Source organism: Achromobacter sp., assembly GCF_050285565.1.
Taxonomy (GTDB): Bacteria; Pseudomonadota; Gammaproteobacteria; order Burkholderiales; family Burkholderiaceae_B; genus Achromobacter.
The window spans coordinates 31,580-54,167 of sequence record NZ_JBLZXG010000003.1 but is presented as its reverse complement, the minus strand read 5'-3'; the positions used below and the strand labels follow the sequence as shown (position 1 = coordinate 54,167).

General features: G+C 57.2%; 14 protein-coding genes and 1 pseudogene. 5 read left to right on the top strand and 10 right to left on the bottom strand.

What is annotated here, in order from left to right:
• Positions 1 to 66 precede the first annotated feature (66 nt).
• The 4 genes from ACN6O8_RS06215 to ACN6O8_RS06200 form a co-directional block, all read right to left on the bottom strand.
• Complete coding sequence (locus ACN6O8_RS06215) at positions 67 to 762, bottom strand: hypothetical protein (protein WP_427990201.1); 696 nt, start codon at positions 760 to 762, stop codon at positions 67 to 69.
• A 103-nt stretch (positions 763 to 865) separates the two neighbouring features.
• A complete protein-coding gene (locus ACN6O8_RS06210) occupies positions 866 to 1,915 on the bottom strand; it encodes a hypothetical protein (RefSeq protein ID WP_427990200.1) in 1,050 nt (349 codons plus the stop codon).
• A 243-nt stretch (positions 1,916 to 2,158) separates the two neighbouring features.
• Positions 2,159 to 3,022: a methylenetetrahydrofolate reductase gene (locus ACN6O8_RS06205; protein WP_427990199.1), complete on the bottom strand. Its 864-nt coding sequence runs from the start codon at positions 3,020 to 3,022 to the stop codon at positions 2,159 to 2,161.
• Between the two features lie 54 nt (positions 3,023 to 3,076).
• Entirely contained in the window at positions 3,077 to 3,994 is a 918-nt protein-coding gene (locus tag ACN6O8_RS06200) for a LysR family transcriptional regulator (RefSeq protein ID WP_427990198.1), read from the bottom strand.
• A gap of 125 nt (positions 3,995 to 4,119) precedes the next feature.
• On the opposite strand from ACN6O8_RS06200, the gene msuE reads away from it, so the two are divergent.
• From msuE to ACN6O8_RS06185, 3 genes are all read left to right on the top strand, one after another.
• The gene (msuE, locus tag ACN6O8_RS06195; RefSeq protein WP_427990197.1) at positions 4,120 to 4,701 is read left to right on the top strand and encodes an FMN reductase; all 582 of its coding nucleotides are present in this window, start codon (positions 4,120 to 4,122) and stop codon (positions 4,699 to 4,701) included.
• Between the two features lie 169 nt (positions 4,702 to 4,870).
• Positions 4,871 to 5,854 (top strand): DUF1852 domain-containing protein, encoded by a 984-nt coding sequence (locus tag ACN6O8_RS06190; protein ID WP_427990196.1) that lies wholly within the window; start codon positions 4,871 to 4,873, stop codon positions 5,852 to 5,854.
• Between the two features lie 28 nt (positions 5,855 to 5,882).
• Positions 5,883 to 6,911 carry a methionine synthase gene (locus ACN6O8_RS06185; protein WP_427990195.1) on the top strand — a complete coding sequence of 343 codons (1,029 nt, stop codon included), beginning with the start codon at positions 5,883 to 5,885 and terminating at the stop codon, positions 6,909 to 6,911.
• A 206-nt stretch (positions 6,912 to 7,117) separates the two neighbouring features.
• On the opposite strand, the pseudogene ACN6O8_RS06180 reads toward ACN6O8_RS06185, so the two are convergent.
• From ACN6O8_RS06180 to ACN6O8_RS06165, 4 genes and pseudogenes are all read right to left on the bottom strand, one after another.
• A pseudogene (locus tag ACN6O8_RS06180) lies at positions 7,118 to 7,288 on the bottom strand (transposase); the annotation flags it as partial.
• 226 nt (positions 7,289 to 7,514) lie between these two features.
• A complete protein-coding gene (locus tag ACN6O8_RS06175; RefSeq protein WP_427990194.1) occupies positions 7,515 to 7,670 on the bottom strand; it encodes a hypothetical protein in 156 nt (51 codons plus the stop codon).
• A 542-nt stretch (positions 7,671 to 8,212) separates the two neighbouring features.
• Complete coding sequence (locus ACN6O8_RS06170) at positions 8,213 to 8,800, bottom strand: AidA/PixA family protein (RefSeq protein ID WP_427990193.1); 588 nt, start codon at positions 8,798 to 8,800, stop codon at positions 8,213 to 8,215.
• A 441-nt stretch (positions 8,801 to 9,241) separates the two neighbouring features.
• On the bottom strand, positions 9,242 to 14,239 hold the full coding sequence (locus ACN6O8_RS06165; RefSeq protein WP_427990192.1) for an RHS repeat domain-containing protein: 4,998 nt from the start codon (positions 14,237 to 14,239) through the stop codon (positions 9,242 to 9,244).
• Positions 14,240 to 14,979: 740 nt separating this feature from the next.
• Here ACN6O8_RS06165 and ACN6O8_RS06160 point away from each other — a divergent pair.
• Complete coding sequence (locus ACN6O8_RS06160; RefSeq protein WP_427990191.1) at positions 14,980 to 15,330, top strand: YcgJ family protein; 351 nt, start codon at positions 14,980 to 14,982, stop codon at positions 15,328 to 15,330.
• 196 nt (positions 15,331 to 15,526) lie between these two features.
• On the opposite strand, the gene ACN6O8_RS06155 is transcribed toward ACN6O8_RS06160, so the two are convergent.
• Positions 15,527 to 16,549 (bottom strand): hypothetical protein, encoded by a 1,023-nt coding sequence (locus tag ACN6O8_RS06155; protein ID WP_427990190.1) that lies wholly within the window; start codon positions 16,547 to 16,549, stop codon positions 15,527 to 15,529.
• Positions 16,550 to 17,374: 825 nt separating this feature from the next.
• On the opposite strand from ACN6O8_RS06155, the gene ACN6O8_RS06150 reads away from it, so the two are divergent.
• Entirely contained in the window at positions 17,375 to 17,884 is a 510-nt protein-coding gene (locus ACN6O8_RS06150; RefSeq protein WP_427990189.1) for a Dabb family protein, read from the top strand.
• 538 nt (positions 17,885 to 18,422) lie between these two features.
• Here the strand turns inward: ACN6O8_RS06150 and ACN6O8_RS06145 are convergent.
• Positions 18,423 to 22,190, bottom strand: a complete 3,768-nt coding sequence (locus tag ACN6O8_RS06145) for an RHS repeat domain-containing protein (RefSeq protein WP_427990188.1) — start codon at positions 22,188 to 22,190, stop codon at positions 18,423 to 18,425.
• Positions 22,191 to 22,588 lie beyond the last annotated feature (398 nt).

Genomic DNA, 22,588 nt, shown 5'->3' with positions numbered 1-22,588 from the left:
CTCATCGCACTGCAGGTCAGCCCCGCGCCATTGCGCTCCGTGTCGGTGACGGACGCAAGCACCCCGTCACCGCGTGGCCGGCGGCGCGCCCGCGGGGCCGCGCTGCATCATCTGATGCCACATCATCTGCTGCATCAACGATTGCTGCATGCCCATGTACTGATCCATCATGTACTGGTGTTCCTTGAGCTGGCGCTCCGTCATGCCAGAGTAAAAGCGCCGCATCTGGCCCCGATCGGGCGGCAGCCCCGGCCGCGCGGCGCCGCCCATCATTGGCCCTCCCATCCGCGAGCCCCCCACGCAGCAGCCGCGCCCGTCCATCCCGCGCATGGCATGCATCATTCCCATGGTGGCCTGCATGGTGTCCCAGTGTTCCTGCAAAAGGCGCTGGCGGGCCTCGGGATCCTGGGTTTTGCGCAGCGCGTCCATCTGCTCCTGCATTTTGCGCAGGTTGTCTTCGGCCGCGCCCATCTGTTTGTCGAACTCGGCGACGCTGTCCGTCTTGTCCGTCTTGTCCGTCTTGTCCGTCTTGTCCGTCTTGTCCGGCGCGGCGGCGGGCGCGGGCGGCGCCGGCTTGGAGGGCTGCGCCAGCGCGGGGCCGGCGCACAGGGTGAAGGCGGCTAAAGCCGCAACGATGGCGGTTTTTCCCATGGCGAGTACTCCCAGCGGATAAGGGGGTGGATCAAGGTGCTTCATCCACTCTACAAGCCACAAAACGCCCGATATTGACCAAACGCAAGCAGGCGCCGGAGTACTGAGCACCTATGGCTCCCACAGGGACGCGATGCCACTGCCCGCCGGGCGCTACGTCATCCGTCCGCCGCGCCCGCAATCCGGCGCGTCCGCCACCCAGCCGCGACCGCGCTCAGCGCGCCGCGCCGATTTGCAGCAAGGTGAATTCACGCCGCAGATAACGGCTCATCACCTGCGACAGTATCGGGTTCCCGGCATTGCCGGCCTTCGGCGCCACCAGGCTGACCACCGCCGCGCACAGCTTGCCGGCCTCGACGGCGCGCCCGGCAAAGCTGGCTTGCACCGCGCCCGCCATGCTTTCCTTCCAGGCCGCATCGATGCCGTCCACGGCCTGCCTGGCCGTGGCGCAATCGGCGTAAGCCAGCGATATCACCACGGCAGGCGCCTGCTCGATCTGGGCATCCGCGAGCAGGCCGCCGAAGTAAGGCGGGATACCGCGCGCATTGGCCGCGGCCGCCACCTTGAAATTCTCTTGCACCGTCTTGGCATCCGCGCGCGGCGACAGCAGAACCTGGGCCGGATCGACCGCCGACAACCCCAGCACGGGCGAGATGACCGCGGCCTGCACGATCTGGCCACGCCCTGCGGGCACCGCGTCCTTCAAACCGGCCACCGCCGCCGCAACGACTTCGCTATCGGCCACCGACGGCCCGGGCTGCGACAGGCGCTTCATGCCATCGGGCGCCGCCGCCTGGATCAGCGCCGCATCCCGCGGCATCACGAAGCTGGCCTTGCCCATCGCGCCGCGCCACGGATCGCGCGGATTGGCTTTCTTCAAATCCATCTGACGGGCTTCGCCGTTGGCCAGCACCCCCGCAACGCCGCCCGCCTCCACCGCCACGAAATCGCCCTGCTTGAGGCGATCGACCAACTGCCCCACGGCTTGCTTATCCTGCAGCCCCCAGTACGTGATGTTGCCGGGCGCCTGACCGAACGCGGCGAAATAGGAAATCTGGTCGAACGGCACTTTGGCGTTGCCGGCCCATTGATCCAGGCCATAGCCGATGGCTTCGAGCGGGCTGATCCACGCCGCCATGGACAATCGGCGCATGCCGTCCGGCGAAGGGCCGGATTGCTCCAGGCCCAGCCAGGCTTGGACGTCGACGAAGAAGACCTGCATGGCGTCAGGCGCCGAGAGTGTCGCCTGGGGAATCTGCGTCAAGGCATGCTGCAGGGTTTGGGTGCTGTCTTGGGCTGCCGCGGCAGTGGCGAAGCCTGCCACGGCGCAGAGTGCAAGAGCCTTCAGGCGCATTGGGGATCCTTGTTGATGACGTCGAAATCGATGACAGATAGTACCTCGATGCCCGCCAATCGATGCCAGATAGCGGCAGGCCACCCCACGCGCCGCAGACGCAACATCGACCGACGGCGGGCACGCCCGGCAAGGCGCCGCGCTGCTGGCCGACTACGCGCGCGAGCGGTACTGCTCGATCCATTTCACGGACTGCGCAAGACCGCCGAAGGGAAACAGGTGCAGACTCACCTGCCCATGCGCCGGCGTCAGGCCGGCGGCCAGCCGATCGACAAAAACGTCGGGCCCCGCCGTGCCGAACAGCCTGCCAAGGGAAATGCCGTACTTGGACCACATCGATGCGCACGCGCTGACCCCGCACAGCGCGGCATAGCGCGCCAGCACCGCGATACCGGCGGGCCCCGGCACGCCGACGCGCACGGGATGTCCGATGCCCCGCGCGCGCAGCGTAGCCAGCCACGCCAGCACGACGTCGGCATCGAAGCCAAACTGCGTGACGATCAAAGGCGTCATGCCGCGCGCGCTGATGTCGTGGCACTTGCGTTCGAGCACCGCCCAGCACGCGGCCGCGTCCATGACGGGATGGCCCTGCGGATGCCCTCCCACGCCGACCACCTTGATGCCCGCGCGCTCGAAAACGCCGGTTTCGATCAACGCGGCGCTGTCGGCAAACGGCCCCGCCGGGGTCGAGGGATCGCCCGCAATCACGAAACAGCGCGTCACCCCGGCCTGCGCAACCGCGCGCTGGACGAACCCCTCCAGCTCGCCCAGCGAAGCGATGCGGCGCGCGGAAAGATGCGGCATGGGCGTCAGGCCCAGTGCGCGCACGGCCCGCGCCGCGGCCAGCCGCGCGTCATCGTCCTGGCCAGGCAGGTAGGGAATGGCAATGGTCGAGCCGGGCGGGATCCGCGGCGCGGCCGCGGTCAGCGCGGGAATGTCCCGGACGCCGACTTCAAGCGAACAGGCATCGGTGATATGGCCGGCGAGCCGGGATGCGGGCGAGTGAATCAGGGGCATCGATGAAGGGCGCGCCCAACCGCCCGGCAGGCCGGGCGCAGGCGGCGGCAAGGATCAGGCGTGGGCGTCGTGCGCCGTGGCGGGGGCAATGGCTGGCCGGCGGGCCAGTTCGATGAAGGCCCGCACGTAGTCGATGGCGGTGTCGGCCTCGCGCGCCCCCAGAAAGATCTGCTTGGCGATGCCGCGCGCCCCCAGCCGCACGGGCACCACGTCCATCCTGGCCGCGTATTCTTCGACCAGCCAGCGCGGCAGCGCGGCCACGCCGCGGCCGCTGGCCACCATCTGCACCATGATGTCGGTGGTCTCGATAGACTTGTGCCGCTTGGGCGTGACCCCGGCCGGCAACAGGAACTGGTTATAGATGTCCAGGCGCTCGATGTCCACGGGGTAGCTGATGAGCACTTCCTGGGCCAGTTGCTGGGGCTTCGCGTACGCGGCCGCCGCCAGGGCATGGCCCTTGGCCACCACCAGCACCTGCTCGTAGTCGAACACCGGCTCGAACTTCAGCCCCGGCTTGAACAGCGGGTCGGGCGTGACCAACAGGTCGATCTCATAGCCAAAGAGCGCGCCAATCCCGCCGAACTGGAACTTCTGCTTGACGTCCACATCGACGTCGGGCCAGGCCGCGAGATAAGGCGACACCACCTTGAGCAGCCACTGATAACAGGGGTGGCATTCCATGCCGATGCGCAACGCCCCGCGCTCGCCCTGTGCGAACTGGCCCAGCCGCTCTTCGGCCAGATCCAGTTGCGGCAGCACGCGGTTCGCCACCGCCAGCAGGTATTGGCCGGCCTGCGTCAGGCGCAGGCTGCGGCCTTCGCGCAACCAGACGGCGGTGCCCAGTTGCTGTTCCAGCTTCTTCATGCTGTGGCTCAGGGCCGACTGGGTCAGGTTCAGCACGACCGCGGCGGCCGTCAACGACCCCTGCTTTTCGACCTGCTGGACGATGCTGAGGTGGATGCGCTCAAGCATTCAGATGATTTCCGCTCATGGATTCGTGAAATAAAACCATTTTACTTCATCAGTCCCCGCCACTAGTATGCGCTGCCGTCGTTCGCGGACGCGCCACCGCGTAACTCAATTCCAGTGAAGCAAAAATGACTCGTCCACTCCGTCTAGTAGCCGTTTCCGGCGGACTGCAACGCCCCTCCAAATCCGCCGCCCTGGCGCAGCACCTGCTGGACCTGATCGCCGACAACGTCCCGTGCGAGCAACGCCTGGTCGAACTGGGCCAACTGGCGCCGCACCTGGCGGGCGCGACCTGGCGCAACCACCTGCCCGACACGGTGGAACGGGAACTGGCCGCCGTCGAGCAGGCCGACGTCCTGGTGGTGGCGACGCCGGTCTTCCGCGGCTCCTACACAGGACTGTTCAAGCACTTCTTCGACTTCATCCACCAGGACGCCTTGATCGACAAGCCCGTGCTGCTGGCGGCCACCGGCGGCAGCGAACGCCACGCCCTGATGATCGATCATCAATTGCGGCCGCTGTTCAGTTTCTTCCAGGCGCGCACCTTGCCGCTGGGCGTCTACGCCACCGACAAGGATTTCGCCGATTACCGGCTGCAGGACGCGGCTCTGATCGAGCGGGCCAGACTGGCGGTGCGACGGGCCTTGCCCCTGGTCGAGCTGACGCGCCGCCCCAGCGCCGTCGCCGCCGAGGAAGCCATCGCCGCCTGAAGCACGCCCCGCAACGCCGGCCAGGCGCCCCGTTCGCCCTCGCCGTTCCGACCCGACACACGCCCTTCGGGCGCCCCGCAAAAGCTTGTGTTTGCCGCGCCTTGCGGCCGCCCGAACCGGCTTTCATTTCCCGCAGACTTTTTTCGCAGAATCAGCGCATTCCATCATCATGAGCAACGATTTCACCTTCAGCATCAAGAGCATTCCTTTTGATGAGAACTACCGTCCTGCGGACAACACACGCATCACCACCAACTTCGCCAATCTGGCCCGGGGCGAAAGCCGCCAGGAGAATCTGCGCAACACCCTGCGGATGATCGACAAGCGTTTCAACAACCTGGCGCATTGGGACAACCCCAAGAGTGATCGCTACACCGTCGAACTGGAGATCATCACCGCCGAAATGCACATTGGCGCCGCAAGCGGCGGCGATGTCTTTCCGCTGATCGAGATCCTGAAGACCAATATCGTCGACAAGGCGAACAATGAACGCATCGAAGGGATCGTGGGGAACAATTTCTCCTCGTACGTGCGTGACTACGACTTCAGCGTGCTGCTGCCCGAGCACAACAACAATAAGGCTGCGTTCACCACGCCCGACGGCTTCGGCGATCTGCACGGCAAGCTGTTCAAGCACTTCGTGAACTCAAGCGCCTACCAGGAACGCTTCAGCAAGCCGCCGGTCATCTGCATCAGCGCCTCCAGCAGCAAGACCTACGAGCGCACGGAAAACCACCATCCCATCCTGGGCGTCGAATATCGCCAAAACGAATTCTCGTCGACCGACCAGTACTTCGAAAAAATGGGGCTCCAGGTCCGCTACTTCATGCCGCCCGGCAGCGCCGCGCCGCTGGCCTTCTATTTCCAGGGCGACCTGCTGGGCCACTACACCAATCTGGAGCTAATCAGCATCATCAGCACGATGGAAACGTTCCAGAAAATCTACCGCCCCGAGATCTACAACGCCAACTCCGCGGCGGGCAAGCTCTATCAACCGAGCTTGAAGAACCAGGACTACTCGTTGACGCAGATCGTCTATGACCGCGAAGAACGCAGCCAACTGGCCGTCAAGCAAGGCAAGTTCACGGAAGAACACTTCATCAAGCCCTACAAGCACGTGCTCGAACGCTGGGCGGCCAACTACGCGCATTGATCAATCAGAACACACGGAACCCCCAATCATGAAGAAACTGCTCCCCACCTCGACCGCCGGCAGCCTGCCCAAACCGTCCTGGCTGGCCCAACCCGAAAAGCTCTGGTCGCCCTGGAAACTGCAAGACCAGGAACTGATCGAAGGCAAGCGGGACGCGCTGCGCCTGGCGCTGCATGAACAGCAGCACGCCGGCATCGACATCGTCAGCGATGGCGAGCAGACCCGCCAGCACTTCGTCACCACGTTTATCGAGCATCTGGACGGCGTCGATTTCGAAAAGCGCGAAACCGTCCGGATCCGCGACCGCTATGACGCGAGCGTGCCGACGGTGGTGGGCGCCGTGAGCCGCCAAAAACCGGTCTTCGTCGAAGACGCCAAGTTCCTGCGCCAGCAGACCAAGCAGCCCATCAAATGGGCCCTGCCCGGCCCCATGACGATGATCGACACGCTCTACGACGCCCACTACAAGAGCCGCGAAAAGCTGGCCTGGGAATTCGCCAAGATCCTCAACCAGGAAGCGCGGGAACTGGAAGCCGCCGGCGTCGACATCATCCAGTTCGACGAGCCGGCATTCAACGTCTTCTTCGACGAAGTGAACGACTGGGGCATCGCCACCCTGGAACGGGCGATCGAAGGCCTGAAATGCGAAACCGCCGTGCACATTTGCTATGGCTACGGCATCAAGGCCAACACCGACTGGAAAAAGACGCTGGGGTCCGAGTGGCGCCAGTACGAAGAGTCCTTCCCCAAGCTGCAGCAGTCCAACATCGACATGATCTCGCTGGAATGCCACAACTCGCATGTGCCGATCGACCTGATCGAACTGATTCGCGGCAAGAAGGTGATGGTGGGCGCGATCGACGTGGCCAGCGATACCGTTGAAACGCCGGAAGAAGTGGCCAATACGCTGCGCCAAGCGCTCAAGTTCGTCGATGCCGACAAGCTCTATCCCTGCACCAACTGCGGCATGGCGCCGCTGTCGCGCCAGGTGGCGAATGGAAAACTGCGCGCGCTGAGCGCGGGTGCGGAGATTGTTCGGAAGGAGATGTTGGGGTGAGGGTCAGGTGAAGCTGGCAAGGGTGCCGAGGGGTGATTGAAGCAATAACTGATTGCCCGCCTAAACCCCATGAAAAAGGCGCTTCGGCGCCTTTTTCATTTATCGTGGAACCAACGCGGCCTGATTCCCACTCGATCTTCAACAGAAAACGCCGAGCGGTTGAAAGCGCACCGAGACAAGCCTGCCGCTAATCAGTAGTAATACCTGATTGAGCTGACGAAATCCGGCGAAACCTCTGTGCCATGGCTCTCGGCCAGGAAACCCTGGATCTCGCGCACGCTCATACTTCGGGCGTACATGGCGATAATCCGGTCATCAAACCCGGTGAAGCGCCGTTCGTAATTGGGGATCAGGCTGAGCGCTAGCCATCCGCGCCGAAATTCCATGAGTTCGGAAACTCTTTATCATGCCGGGTGCTTTGGCGCATGGTCGAGGCACATGCGACACAACGCCACACTGTTCCGATCTTCTGACGCCCTGATCCAGCGCCATAGTGCACTACGGCCTGCTGCACCAGACTGGGGTGTGGAGCAGTCGACGACGGCTGCCCGTTCAGTAACAAACACTCGTAGCAGATATCCATTTGGCCTCCGAATGACGGCTTCATTCATCAACACACAGGGACAAGACGAGCAAAAAGACGCTAATGCCACTGCCGCAAAGGGCTGCGACAAATTCGTAGGGAGAAGGTACGAACACCACCAGCCAGGCTGAAACCAAAGCCACCACAATGCAGCCGCCTAACATAATCACGGCCATAGCGTCTCCTTCTACTCGGGAGAAAACACTGGATGCTCCCCCCCACGATATGGAAGTCTCAGCTCATTGGCTTATGAGAAATAGGCGCTTTTTTTTTAAAACGCGAATTTATATATCGCCCTGCCTGACGCGCCAGCGATCCGGATTTTCAACATCTTGTGAGCCGCCTCCTTCTCGGCAGTTCTGTCTCACCACGCTTAAGGTTGCGCTAGACAAACCACTAGCGTCTTCCGGGAAAAATGCAGGCGGGAGCATTGTCCCGCAGGCAATAGTGATGCGATAGGGCCGTCAAAATCAGCGTCTGCGACTTTCCTGGTTCGCCCGACCATGCTGTCAGAATGGTGCGGATGCCCGTTTCCAGTTAACACTCGAGCGGCCCGATCAAGGCTGGCGGATAGAAGGCTGCCCAAGGCTCCGCGATTTGAAGCCGGCAAAACGCAACGGCCGCCCCCTCGAGACGCATTTGCCAAGCCGGCAAAAAAAACACCGGCTTGACACCGGTGTACGAAAATACCAACTCAAAACATGTGCTTGAGCGATACTTACAAGCGCTTGTTGATAAAGGGATCGTACTGATACCCGCCACAATTGCCATCCCCGCCGCAACCGCCGCAACCGCCCCCACCGCCCCCACCTCCACCGCCAGACAAGCCGCCTCCTCCGGCGAAAATCGCAAATTTCGTATGATAGGTTACCGGCCCGGTATTCAAAACCGTCGACTCCCAAAAAACATCATCGACTTCGGTATGCATAATTTTCCCCAGCGGCCTCGCGTTAGGATCGAGTTCGGGGGTCAGTATTTTTTTACTCATAAGCGCAGGAGGAGTAAGGTTTCCCGCTCCATTATTGAAAACGAATTCCTTAATGACGCATTGGTAGGCCCCACCCATAGATATGGAAGTCATGCGCCAGCGAATTTGATCCCCAGGCCTGGCAAAAACATCCAGTTCACTCTCGCCCTGATTCTGCACTGCATACCACGTGCCTATCATATATACGTAGTATTTTCCATCATTCTTGAGTTGCACATACCGACTAGTATCCGTATCACTTTGCGCAAAATCATTCTTACCATAGTCCTTGATGATTCTTGGCGCATCAACAACAATAAGCACGTCCAAAATTGCCATGACCATTTCTCCTAGAAATGACATCAAAAACAAGCGCTGAGATTGAAAAGCACATACATCGATCGTTTCGCAGCAAGCAACAGCAGCCGAAAACGTATATCAGCCCGACAGGCGCTCCGCCAGAACATCTCGATCTCTCCATAGCCTTCGAGATTTCCAGTCACTAGCCGGCCCCTGTAATCATGAACCAAAGCTTGCGCTATTCGTCGGTGGCTGCACACACTTCTCGGAAAATGCCTCACCTTCAGCGAAGTCCTGCAGCACAATTTCAACATGGCGCGGCATGAAACTGCCTATAGACTTTCGGAGTTTCTTTTGAAAAACGTCACCACACAACGCTTCGTTCGAAGCGAAAGCGATAATGACGGTCAAACTCGGCCCACATATCCGGAACCGGAACACCTATCAACCAATCAGGCGACGTATAGTACGCATATGCTCCTATACATCTGTGTAGGAGTATCCAGCCTCCTCGAACATAGAACGGGGTCGGAGAGACGGGGGTACTGCATCAGCAGGAGCCAGGGGCATTCCGCTGTAGTCCGGGCTAGGCGGCCGGCCACTTGCGAATTGAGAGGAAGGTGAGGACACCAAGTGTTCAGGTCTGTCGACCACGTAACCGCCTTGATTCGGAACCGTGTGCTCTGTCAAGGTTCGGGTGTAATAATCTGCGTGGGTTATTTCTCTGTACCCTGAGAAGGGGGCGGCAGACTCAGGCGCACGTTGTGTGCGGCCGGGGCTGGGCGGTCGTTCGTAATTGTAAATGGGCGTATGCGCGGCAGCCACGGACTCATCATAGTTCACGGGGGCAGGCGTGATATTTCGTGCTGGCGCAGCGACCTCAGCCGGCGCTTGCGTTCGGGGTTCCCCGCTCGGCGCCTTTTCGGCAAGGGAACCGGCGGTCTCTCCGGGCGTGACGGAGGCCCTCTCCTTTTTGCTCCCGCCTATTTTCCCGAAAAGACTCCTGCTTGAGCGCTTGCCGCTACTTTTTGACGTATGTGCGTCTACCCCGCTCGAAAATTCCCCGACGTTGACGGCCCCTCTAGCCGTGCGCGGACTCATAAGCGCGCCCCCACCCATCAGCGCAGCACCCGCCAAAGAAAGTACCATGGAGGCGATGCCCCAACCTTGAGCGGCCTTCGCCTTACCATTGTTTGTCATCACCGGGTTGCCAGCGGCATCGAGCGTCGCATAGTTCGCTGCCTCGGTATCCTGGAATGCTGCAATAATTCCGGTCACAGCCCCCGAGCCGGTCAGCCCCATGCCTGCGACGATCAATGCCGCAGAAATGGGCGTTGCCGTACCCAGCGTCATTAGGCCCACGAGCACCGCCAATCCGAAAAGCCCCACGGAAAGGCCAATATTAGCCCACGCAAAGCCGCTCAAATGTCCGGAAGGGTCGCTTGCATTGATCGGGTCTCCTCCAACATAGGAGTAAGAATTTACTCCCCCTGCGCCGAACGGACTCCAAGCATCCGGGCTGGTAAAGCGCATTAGTGTCGGGCTATATACCCGATAGCCGTTCCCCAGGTGGTAGGCATCGAGTTCCTCATCGAACAACTCGCCGTTATAGCCCAATTTTACCGCCCCCCTGGTACCGGAACTCCAGCCGTAAGGACTATATGCCGCCATGGAAAAGTCGCTTCCCGATTCGACTGCCAACACCGAGGACTTCGCGTCCGTGCAGGCCAGCGAGACTGCCGCATCGGATTGCTGCTGCGCGACCACTTGGCCCGCCACGCGGAGAAAGCTGGTCACTGCCGACGCCTCATCGACGATAGTCTCCACCGAACCTCGGCGGTAGTACATATCACGCCGTTTTCCGGACGCTCCCGCGCGCGACCTCAAAAGGTCCAGTGCATCATAGCCATACGTTACCGCGCCGCTCGACCCTTCCACTGATACCAATCTACCCAGCGCGTCATACGAAAGTCGGCGTCCCTGCTCATCACGAACCATCCTTCCCGCCGCGTCATAGCGAAGTTCCGCATAGCCCGGATAATCGGAATGCGAGTGTCGAATCCAGGTCAATTGGCACGGATCATCCTGGTTATCAAAACCATAAGAAGCCTCATCTTTGCCCCCCTCAAAAACCGTTATAAGACTGGTGATATTACTCAGCTCATCATACAAGTATGACTGTGAACAAATCTGCTTGCCATACGGATCGCACGGCAATTGAGCTCCATCACATACGTAGCTCACAAGCCGACCGCGGTCATCGTATTTATAACTCTCGCCGCGCAGGAGTTCTCCGTTCAAATACGTATGGCGCGCCAGAAGAGTATCGTTTTTATCCCAATCCTGTTCGATAACCACCCGCTTATCGCCTTGCGTGAATACCGTCTCTCGACGCACCTCCCGCGAAAACGCGTCAAGCGTCAATGAAGTCGTCGACTCACGCTTGCCATCTTGCACCGTCCACGCGCAAAGACGGCCATATTGATCATAGGTGCCTTGAATCCGAGTAGAACCAGCCTCGCACTTTGACGGGCGGCCGTAGGCGTCGTAGTCGAATGTACTTAGTTGCCCAGCCACGTCCGTGTAAGATATTAGACGTCCACCCAAAGAGTAGCGATAGCTTGCGGTACGGTCCGCCGTCGCCCAACGCGTGGTTTCTTCCTGCAACCTTCCCCATATGTCGTGCTTGAACTCCAACATTGGCCCGTTTGCGGCAGGCGATACTTGAGCGGAGTTGAGGGCCCCGTAGCGGTCATAATCGTATGACCTCCAAAAATCCCCCCCCACCACCTCGCAGCGCTGTATGCTATTGTCCAGTTCAGGGACGTAAGTGTAGCGAATCCGATCGCCTACCGGAGTCTGAACCTCCGCGGCGAAACGCGAAGCGCCACGATATGAAAACCGATAAGTGCGCCCGCCATTCGTGGTAGTTGTCAGCCGCATTAATCCATCATATTTTTGGCTGCCCAAGGAAACAGCATTGACTGAAATGCCCACAGTCAATGACTGCATACTGTGTGCAGCGTACTCTCGAGCTACCGTTGTACCATCCGGAAGAGTACGTTTAATCACACGGTCAAACTGGTCATATTCATAAGATAACGTGTGCCCCAGCGCATCTGTTGTGCCGATCAACCGGCCAGCGCCGTCGTATCGATAAGAGTCGACGCTAAGAACTTGGCCGCTCCCGTTCGCTCTACTGAAATTATCAAGGCGAAGCGTCGTCGGGTCATATTTGAATAGATACTCAGCATCCAAACCAGGCGTGCGCCTGGTCGACAAAAGGCGTATGGGATCCTTTTGCTGCTCCACGCAGAAACCGTCACTGGCCGAGGCGCGCATGACTTGGCCCCAACTATCATAATCAAAGCTAACCGTACGTTGAAAAGAAGGTTCGGATTGTTGAGGAGACAGCCAGTCCTGCGTCTCAGTCCGCGCCAAGGTTCCGCGACTATCGTAGAAATGACTTGCAAGCGTATACCATTCCCCGTCCCATTTTTTTTCGAAGCGCAATTCCCGGCCCAGACCGTCATAGACCTGGCGTACGGTCTCGCCGTAGGGAGTACTGGCTTCGAGAATATCCCCCGCTCCCTCTCCATCGGGGAGCGAATAGCTTGTGGACCATGTACGCTCGTAGGCGGTATCGGGCGCCAGGGTTCGCCCTGTTTCACGCCCATACTGGTCATATGTGAACACTGCCCATACGCCATCCGCATCCAAAGATCGCAGAATGTGACCCGTCCGCATGCTGCGAGTTTGATTCGCCTTGCGTGACTTACCGTCAACGCCAATCAGGGTTTCCTCGATGGTCAGCGTTGAACCGTCATCGGCATGCACATATCGGTAATGCACACTAGTTGCTGATGGCTGCCCGTCCCGATAGAGCGTATCCGTATAGAGACGCAGGCGACCATGATCCATGGAAGCCGCACTATTAATGTATGTATTCTCCGTCGTACGGATCAGCACATCATCGGCATACTCCTCGGTCCGGAACGGAACGATGCCATGGGTCATCGGCGCCCCCAAGCCCCCGCCGCCTCCCGCCACAGTGATCGAGGCATACGTCATGGTCGAACGCCGTACAGGCGCATCCGAATTTGCCGGGGGAGTCACCGTGATCTGCTTGACAAATCCCCCTTTGCCGGCGGGATCCGCTGGGCAGGCTGCGCCCTCTCCTTGCGTTGGATAATAGGTCCACGCCTTTTCCATCCCGTCCGCTTGCAGATAACGGGTGATGTGACCCGCAACGTTCCATTCCATTTGCTCAGAGATACTGCGCGTCTGGGCTCCATCGGAATAAAGATCTGTTATTTTTGTCGTGCACTGAAAATTGGCCGGCTGCTCAGCGTATGATTTTGAAAGATCCAAATAACCGTATTCATACAAATGGGTGTGCGCACATTTATCGATGGAAAGCGTCTTGCTCGTCAGCAAATGGTATTTGTTATACAGCCGATTCGTGGTTACGTCCCCCAACTCGGACAGGAGCTTCACGGTCGAACCATAGCTGTACTCCGGATCAGGACTATCGTAAAGGTTGTCTTCGTTTGTGCTGAAATTCGCCAGACCAGAGTGGTAGCCAAGATAATTCTTGGCTGTGAAGGTCAACTGATACGTCAATGGAGGCTGCCCGCCGCCTGGATCACGAACGTATGTTTCCACATAGGGCACGAAACCGGACGGTGCACCGATAGCGTCAGGGTATCGATGGCCCTCCTTGCTGTATGTCGCCGTCTCCACCAGCCCCTGCGGGTGACGCAGGACATTCAAGAGAGGTTGATCTGGCAGCAGCCCTGCATCGTAACCAAGATCCCAGATAAATTCGCCATGGACCACCCTCGTAAGCTGACGTTGTTTGAAGGAAAGTTCAAATTTCCGCGCATCCGCCGTGCCGGGCCACAACGTCAGTACCGTGGCAGCATCGCCGTCATATTCAGCCGAACATAGAACTTTTCCCGCGCCGTCCCTTACATCGCCAAACCAATAGAATTCGCCTTGGGGAGTCCATGACATTTCCAAACGCAATCCATCTGCCCCATATCGCGTCTTTGGCACCTTGACAGCGTACGCATCGTCCTGCCCCGTCAGTATCTCGACTTCCCCAGTATCATGCCAAGCTTGATAGGCCTGATCTCCAGCCCGGACAAAATTCACGGAAGTGACCTTCGATTGATTCAATGGAAGATTGCCGTCTACCGTGTCTGCGCCGACAATGAGTTGTTCGCCTAACGCCACGCTCAAGAGCTTGCCTGCACGATCATATACAGTCCAATTGAGCGACCACCCCTCCCCAAATCCGAAATCCTTCTTACTGAACGGCTGATAGGACAGAACTAGTGGAAACCCCGGGCCTCGCAACTCGTTGCCGTCTACAGTACCTAGCTGTAGCTGAGCGGAGAACGCTCCCGTACGAGGATCCACGCTCGAGCCAAAGCCATCGACAAAATTGTTCGCCTGCGTATAGGTGGACGCCATATTCCGCTACCTCAATGAAATTCGTAAATTGGAGACGAACCGGATACTTTCATTCTTTTCAAAACCGACGCCCACGCCAACATCCGTCAAGGCCAGTAGAAGCGCTATCCATTTTTCCAATGGACAACTTCCGAAACGTGGGTCTGGACTGGTCTAGACGTTGCGCAGGCGCTATTCAGCATTTCCTTGGGCTACGCCTGGAAGTGCATTCATCAGAATTTTCCTGCATTCTCCAAGGTATCCTGGTTTGATTTATAGCCGTTCTTCTTTGAAGCTACGCTTAGCGACCGCGCACTTGTTACTGCTTTTTTATTTTGCGGTTCACTACCAAGGCGCGCCTGAGCTAGAGGAAACTTTTCTAAAGGAGAACGCCCACGCCGTTACATTTTTGGGGAGACATAGGCCTCTACCAACCGCCGACCCCGGCCCACGAGCGCGCGCCCTCAACTCGAGAGGCGCATTAGCCAAAATCAGCGTGCGAGAAAAGAAAAGTGTGCCAACGGCTTAGCTATAAAATATATCGGAACAAAGGACGCCAAACGCGCGCTCCATTTTGACAGCGGAAGACGTGATTACTCTGTCAACAGTCGTGCAGAACCGGTTTGACTCCCCAACGACTGACGTGCCAGTGGACAACCTGCTGTTCTGGTGCATTGTTGATATTTTTCACAAGGTTTGACGAAGTCTCGGTGTGCCATTCCAACCGCATTCCAAACCATATGACTCACAGCCGATTTTCTATGTGCCTGATCCTATGCCTGGCGGTTACTTCCCCTGGGCATGCCGGCCCGTTGGGGCGCGTTCATTCGCCCGCCCGAGGCGTGCTTTGTGACGACTACCTCTGCGCTGACGAGCACGGAATTTCCCACGCCTTGACCGAACGGTATCTTGGCGCCGTAGCTGTAGCGAAATTATTTTTGCTAGGCGATTTCGACTTAACGGAATTTACGTTTTCCAATGGCACTTTCTGTAGCACCAAGGAGCGGCTTTGTCGCAAAGATCGGTATTATGATATGACGGGAAAACACAGCGGAGCCATATCAGAGAGATATACCAACATACTCTTCGGGAACTCGCACCCCGACCCTTAGTTGAACTATCCGTTTGCAACATCAACAACTGCGATCAATCATTAGCGAAGGCCGGCGCCTCGCCATCTTCTACCTCAAGCTGTTTTGCACCGGCCCGAGAATCATTCGAAAATTCTCCTCGGACAAAAAAAACGTGCCGAAGGCAGTTGAAACTTCTTTCTAAAATAATTAAAAATCGCAACGGAACAACACCTGCTCATGAAAATGTATAAATCGTCGACGCCCCATATGCTTGCCCCGAAGTATCACCAGCTTCGGGAGCCGCTGACACGAGCACAAGCCGATCTGTCGCCGGTACCTGCGACGAACGCGTAATGCTAGTAAAACTTAGCCGGGCGTAGCCCTCTGCGTCGGTGTAGAGTGTTTGCGTGCCATTGAACGTGTCGACACCACTCACAGCAACAGCCCCCCACACGGAAAACTGCAACTTTACACCTGCTATCCCCTCGGCGTTCACCTCTGCGTTAACCACGCGCGCGACAGCAGTAATAGCGGAGTGGCCATCCGCCGGCGCATAGTTATTTAGCAGATTAACTGAAAGCTTCGGCGCCGGAATGAACTTAAAGGTCTTCGTCGCTCGCACATTGGAATCCCACTTCACCGAAGCTTTGACATAACCAAGTTGCGCGGTCGTGGCCACAAGATTTACCGTGATCAGCCCATGGCGGTCAGACGCACGCTGTAATGTCTTACTACCATCCGAGAACACTGCCGTCGTATTACTGAGCTTTAAAACCACGTGTACCGCAGGCGCTGGTCGTTCATCATCGACTACACTCACCTGAACCCCTACGGTAGGTTTCCCATTAGCAAAGCCGTTTGTATCGATTATTTTCACATCTAAGCTCGGATAACCCTGAACAAAACGATAAGGAATCTCTACTGATGATTTCTTGTCCTGGTCACTGAACTTCAAGATAGCCAACACGTAGCCCTGTTCGGGAATCCCACATTGGAAGGTTGCGTTTGCGTTGCCAGACACGTCAGTCTTGGTAGCTAATGACTGCACGCCACCAGCAAAGAACGCATCTCCTTCAACCACCTTGAAAACAATATCCAAATCCTCGACGAGGTAGCCCTCGGTATTCGCGGAAACCACTGCGGTTGCTGTGATGGCAGCCCGCGCATCCGCGCGAGCCTCGGTTGGCGATATAACCAAATGTACATCGTAATAATCCGCACGAGAAAAGCTCGTAAAAGCCGATATATTATTTTTCATCGAAATTAGGACAATAGAATTGGACGTCCGGAAATAAACTCTTTCGAAGACAGATGATTATTCTGTCGCCAGAAGAATTCTACGCGCGGCTACAAGCCAAGGCCCCTCGTGCGATCTTCCAACCTTTCACGGCCGAGCTCTGATCCCGCACACAGACGCGGGATCCACCGCCATATCGTATGGCGCTTGCTCGACCACCTCCCCCCTAGACAACGGCGAAGAGTTGGCTTTCCAAATGAAAATGAAAACCCGGCACGCACGCATTATGTTTATATAATTATCGGGATTTAAGTTTTGGAAATTCGCCAAAGATGTTTGATAACATGTAAGGCCTACAGGCGCAACGCAGGCGTAGCGCATCGACTTACTTTGACAGCCCTCGGTGAAACGGCAATAAGTTCCTTCGTGACAGATCTGGTACCAGCCCCCCACAGCGATACGCTCCTTGCACTATCGCCCTTCCACTATCTCGTATTCGCTCACTCCACACCAGAATCGATACACGATATTAGCGCGGCGCAACGTGGCCCCAAAACGGCCGCGTTCGCCTCATATTGCCTCCACCCCACCATCATTCGGCGGTTGACTTCCGCCCGTCAAACGAAATTCATAAAAGCAGCCTCTCCTCCTCAATGCCTATTGAGTATCCATCGTTTTGTTTTGAATTTGCAAAAGAATCAGGGCGGCATGTATATTGACCACCACCGTGGTGGCTTGCTGAGGGCCCGCGCAAAGTTTTCCGACTCTACGCGAGTATCTTACATACCTCCATAGACGTTTTGGCAGCAGGAGCTGGGCGAGGTAATCTTGAGAAGTCGTCTATACATGCAGATCTCCATTGCAACCGGTGTACTCGTCACGGTTCCGGCATTCGCCGGCGGCGTGTCGGCTCCTCAACAGCTCCGGCAAGAAATAGAAACGGTGGGCCCAGCGGTTTTTACCGGCAGCGGGTACAAACCCGGTTTAATACGACACATTGTTTTATTCAGATATCACAGTACGACCACGGCCACGCAACGACAAGAGATCCAACGCCGGCTTCTCTCTCTTAAGGCGAACGCACGGCGTCAAGGGCGAACTTATATTCAATCGATCGAATCAGGATCGCAACTAAGTGGCGAAGGCGCGGATGGGGGGATGGAGTGGGCATTCGTTCTCACATTTTGCTCGCAGGGTGATAGAAACTACTATGTGGGATCACCACTTATCGACGACGCTTCGTATTATGATGCCGCGCACGCCGCCTTCAAGCGCTTTGTCGCGCCGTTTGTCGAACGAGTCATTGTCTTCGATTACGCCACCAACGGCTCCATCTGCAAAATATCGCATCGTTGAATATGCGCTCCGCGGAATTTCGCAAGGCGCGCGAGATGGGCGTTCCCCCCCATTAAAGTTCAGAACACGCCACTGGGAAATATGAAAGAACCTGAGGTCGAAATTTTCTTATAGATTCTTACGCCACGCCAAATGATAGTTATCGAGAGTTTAATGCCGGTGGAGTTGTGGAAGAGGATTAGTTGCTCTGCCGCCCAGCGCCGGCTCCAACGTGCCGAACGCCTACTGGACGGGCGATTGGCCATATTCGAATGGCCGACCCGACATACCAAGCTGCTCTTTTTGGGGAGTGCCAATCAAGCGAAGCACAGATTGACTTTAGTAGACCATGCCGGCGACCTTCCCTGCTCTGAAGAAGAGCGGTTCTCTATTCAGGCCGAACTGGTTGACTGGCTTAAACAGCTATTTCCAGACCTTATTCTCAACATCCGAATTCAGGTGGCTTCTGCGTCGCTCAGCCAGCCCTAAGGACTCGGCCCATGCGAGGCGCGTAGCCATATTCCAAGCAAAATATTACCCAGGCGATCGACGCCCGGGGCTATATAGGGCCCGGAGGCCCAGCGCGCCCTATCCGGCACAGTATTTTCGCTGGCGGGGCAAAAGGCTGTCTGTCCGTTGATGGGCCCGCAGCCAAAGAGAATGGCTTGCCGTCTCGGATGTCGACTCTTGGCTGCGAGAAGATATCACTCCTGTCCCACGCAGGGCTGTAATGCCCGCGCATAGCAGCTTGTTGTTGATCAGCCGACGTCGCCCCGTAGAGGTCGGGGCTTCTGAACTCCCCAGGTTCCCGCTCTGATTCATGCTCAGGCAGATGCGGCGACTCCGGAATCTCATCTTGTTCCTCCTCCGAAGCTTCATAATTGTTTAACTCCGTCTCCAGCGGCTTGCTCTCTAACTCCTCGACCCTCGAAACTAGACCAACCGTACGTGACGCGACGCTGGCAGATCCTAAAGGCAACGCGGTATCTCTATCATCCTCCCCGCCGAATTGCCGATTAAAGCGGCCAAGGAGTAGTAGACGGCTCACATAGAGGGCGCCGACGCTTGTAAACGAGCCCGCTATCGCCAAGGCAAGAGATATCCAGTACGTGACCTTAGATACCCGACGCCTACGATCGGCTTGGATAACATAAGAGCCATTGGCATCGCGAAACCGGACAGGAGAAGCTGTCGCGCCCGAGACGACGGAGACCAACTGGCTAGCCTCGGAAGCGAGATTTAATCCTATAGCGGAAATGGCCAAGATAGTGCCCAGCCCTCTCGCTGCGCCGAGCATCACAACGCCCCCAAATAAACCTAGGAGTGCAAACGCGACCGTAAGACCAACCTGTATCCACGCCTTCGTACTCAAATGCCCAGAAGGATCACTGCGGTTAATAGGGTCCCCCTCACAATACGCGTAGGCATTGACCCCACCCGCTCCGAACGGGCTCCAAGCGTCGGGGCTGGTAAAGCGCATGAGGGTCGGACTGTAAACTCGATAACCGTTGCCCAAGTGATACCCTACCTCTCCGTCCAACAGTTCGCCGTTGTAGCCCAACAAAGCGCCCTGCGCATCGGCCGCGCGATAACCATACGGCGTATAGCCCAATACCGACGAAGCGTCTTCCGACTCCACTGCCACCACTGAAGACTTCACGTCGGTGGCAAGCAACAGTGTCTTTGCGTCCGACCGGCGCTGCGCAAGTACTTGACCAGCAATCCTTAAAAAACTCGTCACCGCCCCTGATTCGTCTAGCACCGCCGACACCGTGCCATTCTGATAGTAAAGCTCCCGCCGCGTGCCATTCGACCCCGTACGCAGTCGTAGCACATCCATCGCATCGTAGGCGTAGCTTATCGCCCCGTCCGCGCCACTCACCGACGTCAGCCGCCCGAACGCATCATAGGACAACTGCCGCCCCCGCTCATCGCGCACCATCCGGCCCGCCGCGTCATAGCGCAGCTCTGCATACGCAGGATAATCGGCATGTGTATGCCGGATCCACGTCAACTGGCAAGGATCCTCCGAATTATCAAAACCATAAGTCGCTTCATCCTCGCCGCCCTCAAATACTGTCCCGACAGACCTGATATTGCTCAGAGCGTCATACTTAAAAGTCTGCGATTGAAGCCGCTTGCCATGCACGTCCGTTGGCAGCTCCCGGCCCGTACACGCGTAGGTCACCAATCGGGTGCGCTCGTCATATCCGTATGTCTCTTCTCGCAGTAAATCGCCGTTCACATACGTACGACGCGCATGCAATGCGTCATTTTTGTCCCAATCCTGCTCGATCACCAACCGCAGCCCGCTCTTCGAATACGCCGTCTCTCGACGGATCTCGCGGTCAAAACCGTCAAACGACAGCGTGGTCTGCTGCGCACGATCACCGTCCTCGATTCGCCAACCCGACAAACGGCCATAATCATCGTATGACGCGCCCAGAACCAAGTCTCCAACCGTGCAACCGGTCGTACGACCATACTGATCGTAGGCGATTATCCTTAACGGACCATCCGCGATGACCTCACTTAAAGGCAGTCCACCTATCGAATACGTGAAGACCGAACGAACTGGGACGACATCACTGGCAAGATATGACTGCTGCCTCGCAATACGGCCCCAGGCGTCATAGGACAACTCTAATCGAGATTGTGCGCCGTTTAGCTCGTCTTGTGTGGCAGCAACCATTACTCCACACGGGCCTGCGTATTTGAAGCCCTGGCTCAATTCACTGCCGTTGTCAGCACAGCGAGAAACGCTATTGCCCAATTCGGCGATATACGCATACTCCAATCGCCGACCGTCCGGCTTAATGACTACGTCAGGCCTCACCGCGCTCCCCCGATAGGCAAGCTGTGTAACACGCCCACCGCTGCGCACCTGCGTGATTCGCTGAAGCCCATCGAAGTTCTGCACGCCCAGTAGCGTTTCGTTTACGAGGACACTAACAACCTCCTGTCTTCCGATCATTTCATGAGACCGACGTACGCGCGTACCGTCTGTCTGGATAGACGTATCAAGTCTGCCAAACACATCGTATACATAATGCTCGATACCGCCTAGCGCATCTGTCTTGGAGACTATTCTATCCAGCCCGTCATAGTCGAACGACGTAACGCTCACCTCTCGATCATTGCCATCGAGGCGTTGCTCTTTGCTAAGACAGAAAGACTCAGGATCATAATGCCTAAGTACCGATTCAGATATCCCCGGGCGCGTCTCGCGGGTACGCAAAGCCACTATGTCATGCGAAAACCGTACTTCGCCAGCACCAGCCCTCCGAAATCCCGCGGGCAAACCCCAGGCGTCATAAAAATAAATTACGGATCCCGTTATAGGGCGAACACTCCCCGCTCCATCCGGCAGCTCGTCATAACGGACCACAGCCGTTAGTCTGCCCTGCGCGTCATAATCGGCGCTCCCCAACAGGAACCAAGATTCATTCACCCGGTATTCACGTGCGACTTGGCGTCCCAAGCCATCATATAAATCTCTGAGTTCAACCCCCGAAGGACTCCGCGTGGTGATAGAAAGGAGACGGCTGGTAGAGCCCTCCCGTGTATACAATGAATAATCCGTACGCCAAACCCTTTCATAGGCGCTTCCCGCAGCCTCGACTCGTTTCGTCTCTCTTCCGCATTGATCGTATACATATTGCGTCCGAACGCCCTGGGCATTGGCGCCCCATATCAATCTTCCCGTATATAGACACCGCCCCTCACTAACTTTTAACGATTTCCCATCAAACCCGATAAGTGTCTGCTCGACGCTTATCTCGCTACGATGCACATCATATGCATATCTCCAATGCCGCACTGTGATCTTCGCGGCCTGTCCCGGTGAGAAAATTGAATCGGTCGTCGATCTCACCCGCCCATGATCGGGCGAGCCGAGCGCATTCACATATTGCATTTCGGTTCGACGGATAACCGTGCCATCCGCGCGTTCTTCTATCGCGAGCGGGAATATTCCATAAGGAACAGGATGATCGACATCGCCGAGTCTCCCTCCTGCATCCAGCTTTGTATATGTGTAGCGTAACTGTCTGACAGGGGCAGGGTTCGGGCCGGGACGTGGGTATATTGTCATAGTGTTCACATATTGCCCAAGCCCGCTTGGATCAGCAGGGCAGCCATCTTCCCCTTGCACGTCGTAATATTGCCACGTACTAAATATGCCGTTGCGCTGCCGATGGCTTATCAAGCGACCATCTCGGTCGTAACTCATTTCCTCCTGCTCGGATCTCGAGCCCGAGGCATCCCGGAAAGTTCTTATAATGTTGGTAGGGTACTGAAAGTTCGCAGGCTGTTCTTCAAATGTCACCCCCGATCGAAGATGGCCGAATACGTACTTAGTATCAGATAAGCAATCACCACAAGCTACTCTCCTACTCTTCAGAAGATGGAATTTATTGTAGCGACTTACAATTTCTAGTGCGAGCGCATTGGAAACGAGCCGAAATGTCGAGCCATATTCGTAGTCATCGAGTGGGCTATCGTACAGATTGTCTCTGTACACATCGTAGGCGGAAAGGCGCGCGTCGTATCCAAGATAGTTCCGGTCTGTATATTCGAATTCAAACTGCGAGTTGGGTTGGCCCGCACCAGGCTCACGAAGAAATGAAACTACGCACGGAACCGCCTCGGCAGGGGCTCCCGGCACAGACGGATAACGGAGGCCTTGGGAGAAATATGTGGCGGTTTCAACCAAACCTTCCGGAT

Coding starts and splice junctions, on each gene's coding strand:
- ACN6O8_RS06205 (WP_427990199.1), bottom strand. CDS start 3,022: ATGCCCCTGATTCACTCGCCCGCATCCCGGCTCGCCGGCCATATCACC.
- ACN6O8_RS06200 (WP_427990198.1), bottom strand. CDS start 3,994: ATGCTTGAGCGCATCCACCTCAGCATCGTCCAGCAGGTCGAAAAGCAG.
- msuE (WP_427990197.1), top strand. CDS start 4,120: ATGACTCGTCCACTCCGTCTAGTAGCCGTTTCCGGCGGACTGCAACGC.
- ACN6O8_RS06190 (WP_427990196.1), top strand. CDS start 4,871: ATGAGCAACGATTTCACCTTCAGCATCAAGAGCATTCCTTTTGATGAG.
- ACN6O8_RS06185 (WP_427990195.1), top strand. CDS start 5,883: ATGAAGAAACTGCTCCCCACCTCGACCGCCGGCAGCCTGCCCAAACCG.
- ACN6O8_RS06175 (WP_427990194.1), bottom strand. CDS start 7,670: ATGGCCGTGATTATGTTAGGCGGCTGCATTGTGGTGGCTTTGGTTTCA.
- ACN6O8_RS06170 (WP_427990193.1), bottom strand. CDS start 8,800: ATGGCAATTTTGGACGTGCTTATTGTTGTTGATGCGCCAAGAATCATC.
- ACN6O8_RS06165 (WP_427990192.1), bottom strand. CDS start 14,239: ATGGCGTCCACCTATACGCAGGCGAACAATTTTGTCGATGGCTTTGGC.
- ACN6O8_RS06160 (WP_427990191.1), top strand. CDS start 14,980: ATGTGCCTGATCCTATGCCTGGCGGTTACTTCCCCTGGGCATGCCGGC.
- ACN6O8_RS06155 (WP_427990190.1), bottom strand. CDS start 16,549: ATGAAAAATAATATATCGGCTTTTACGAGCTTTTCTCGTGCGGATTAT.
- ACN6O8_RS06150 (WP_427990189.1), top strand. CDS start 17,375: ATGCAGATCTCCATTGCAACCGGTGTACTCGTCACGGTTCCGGCATTC.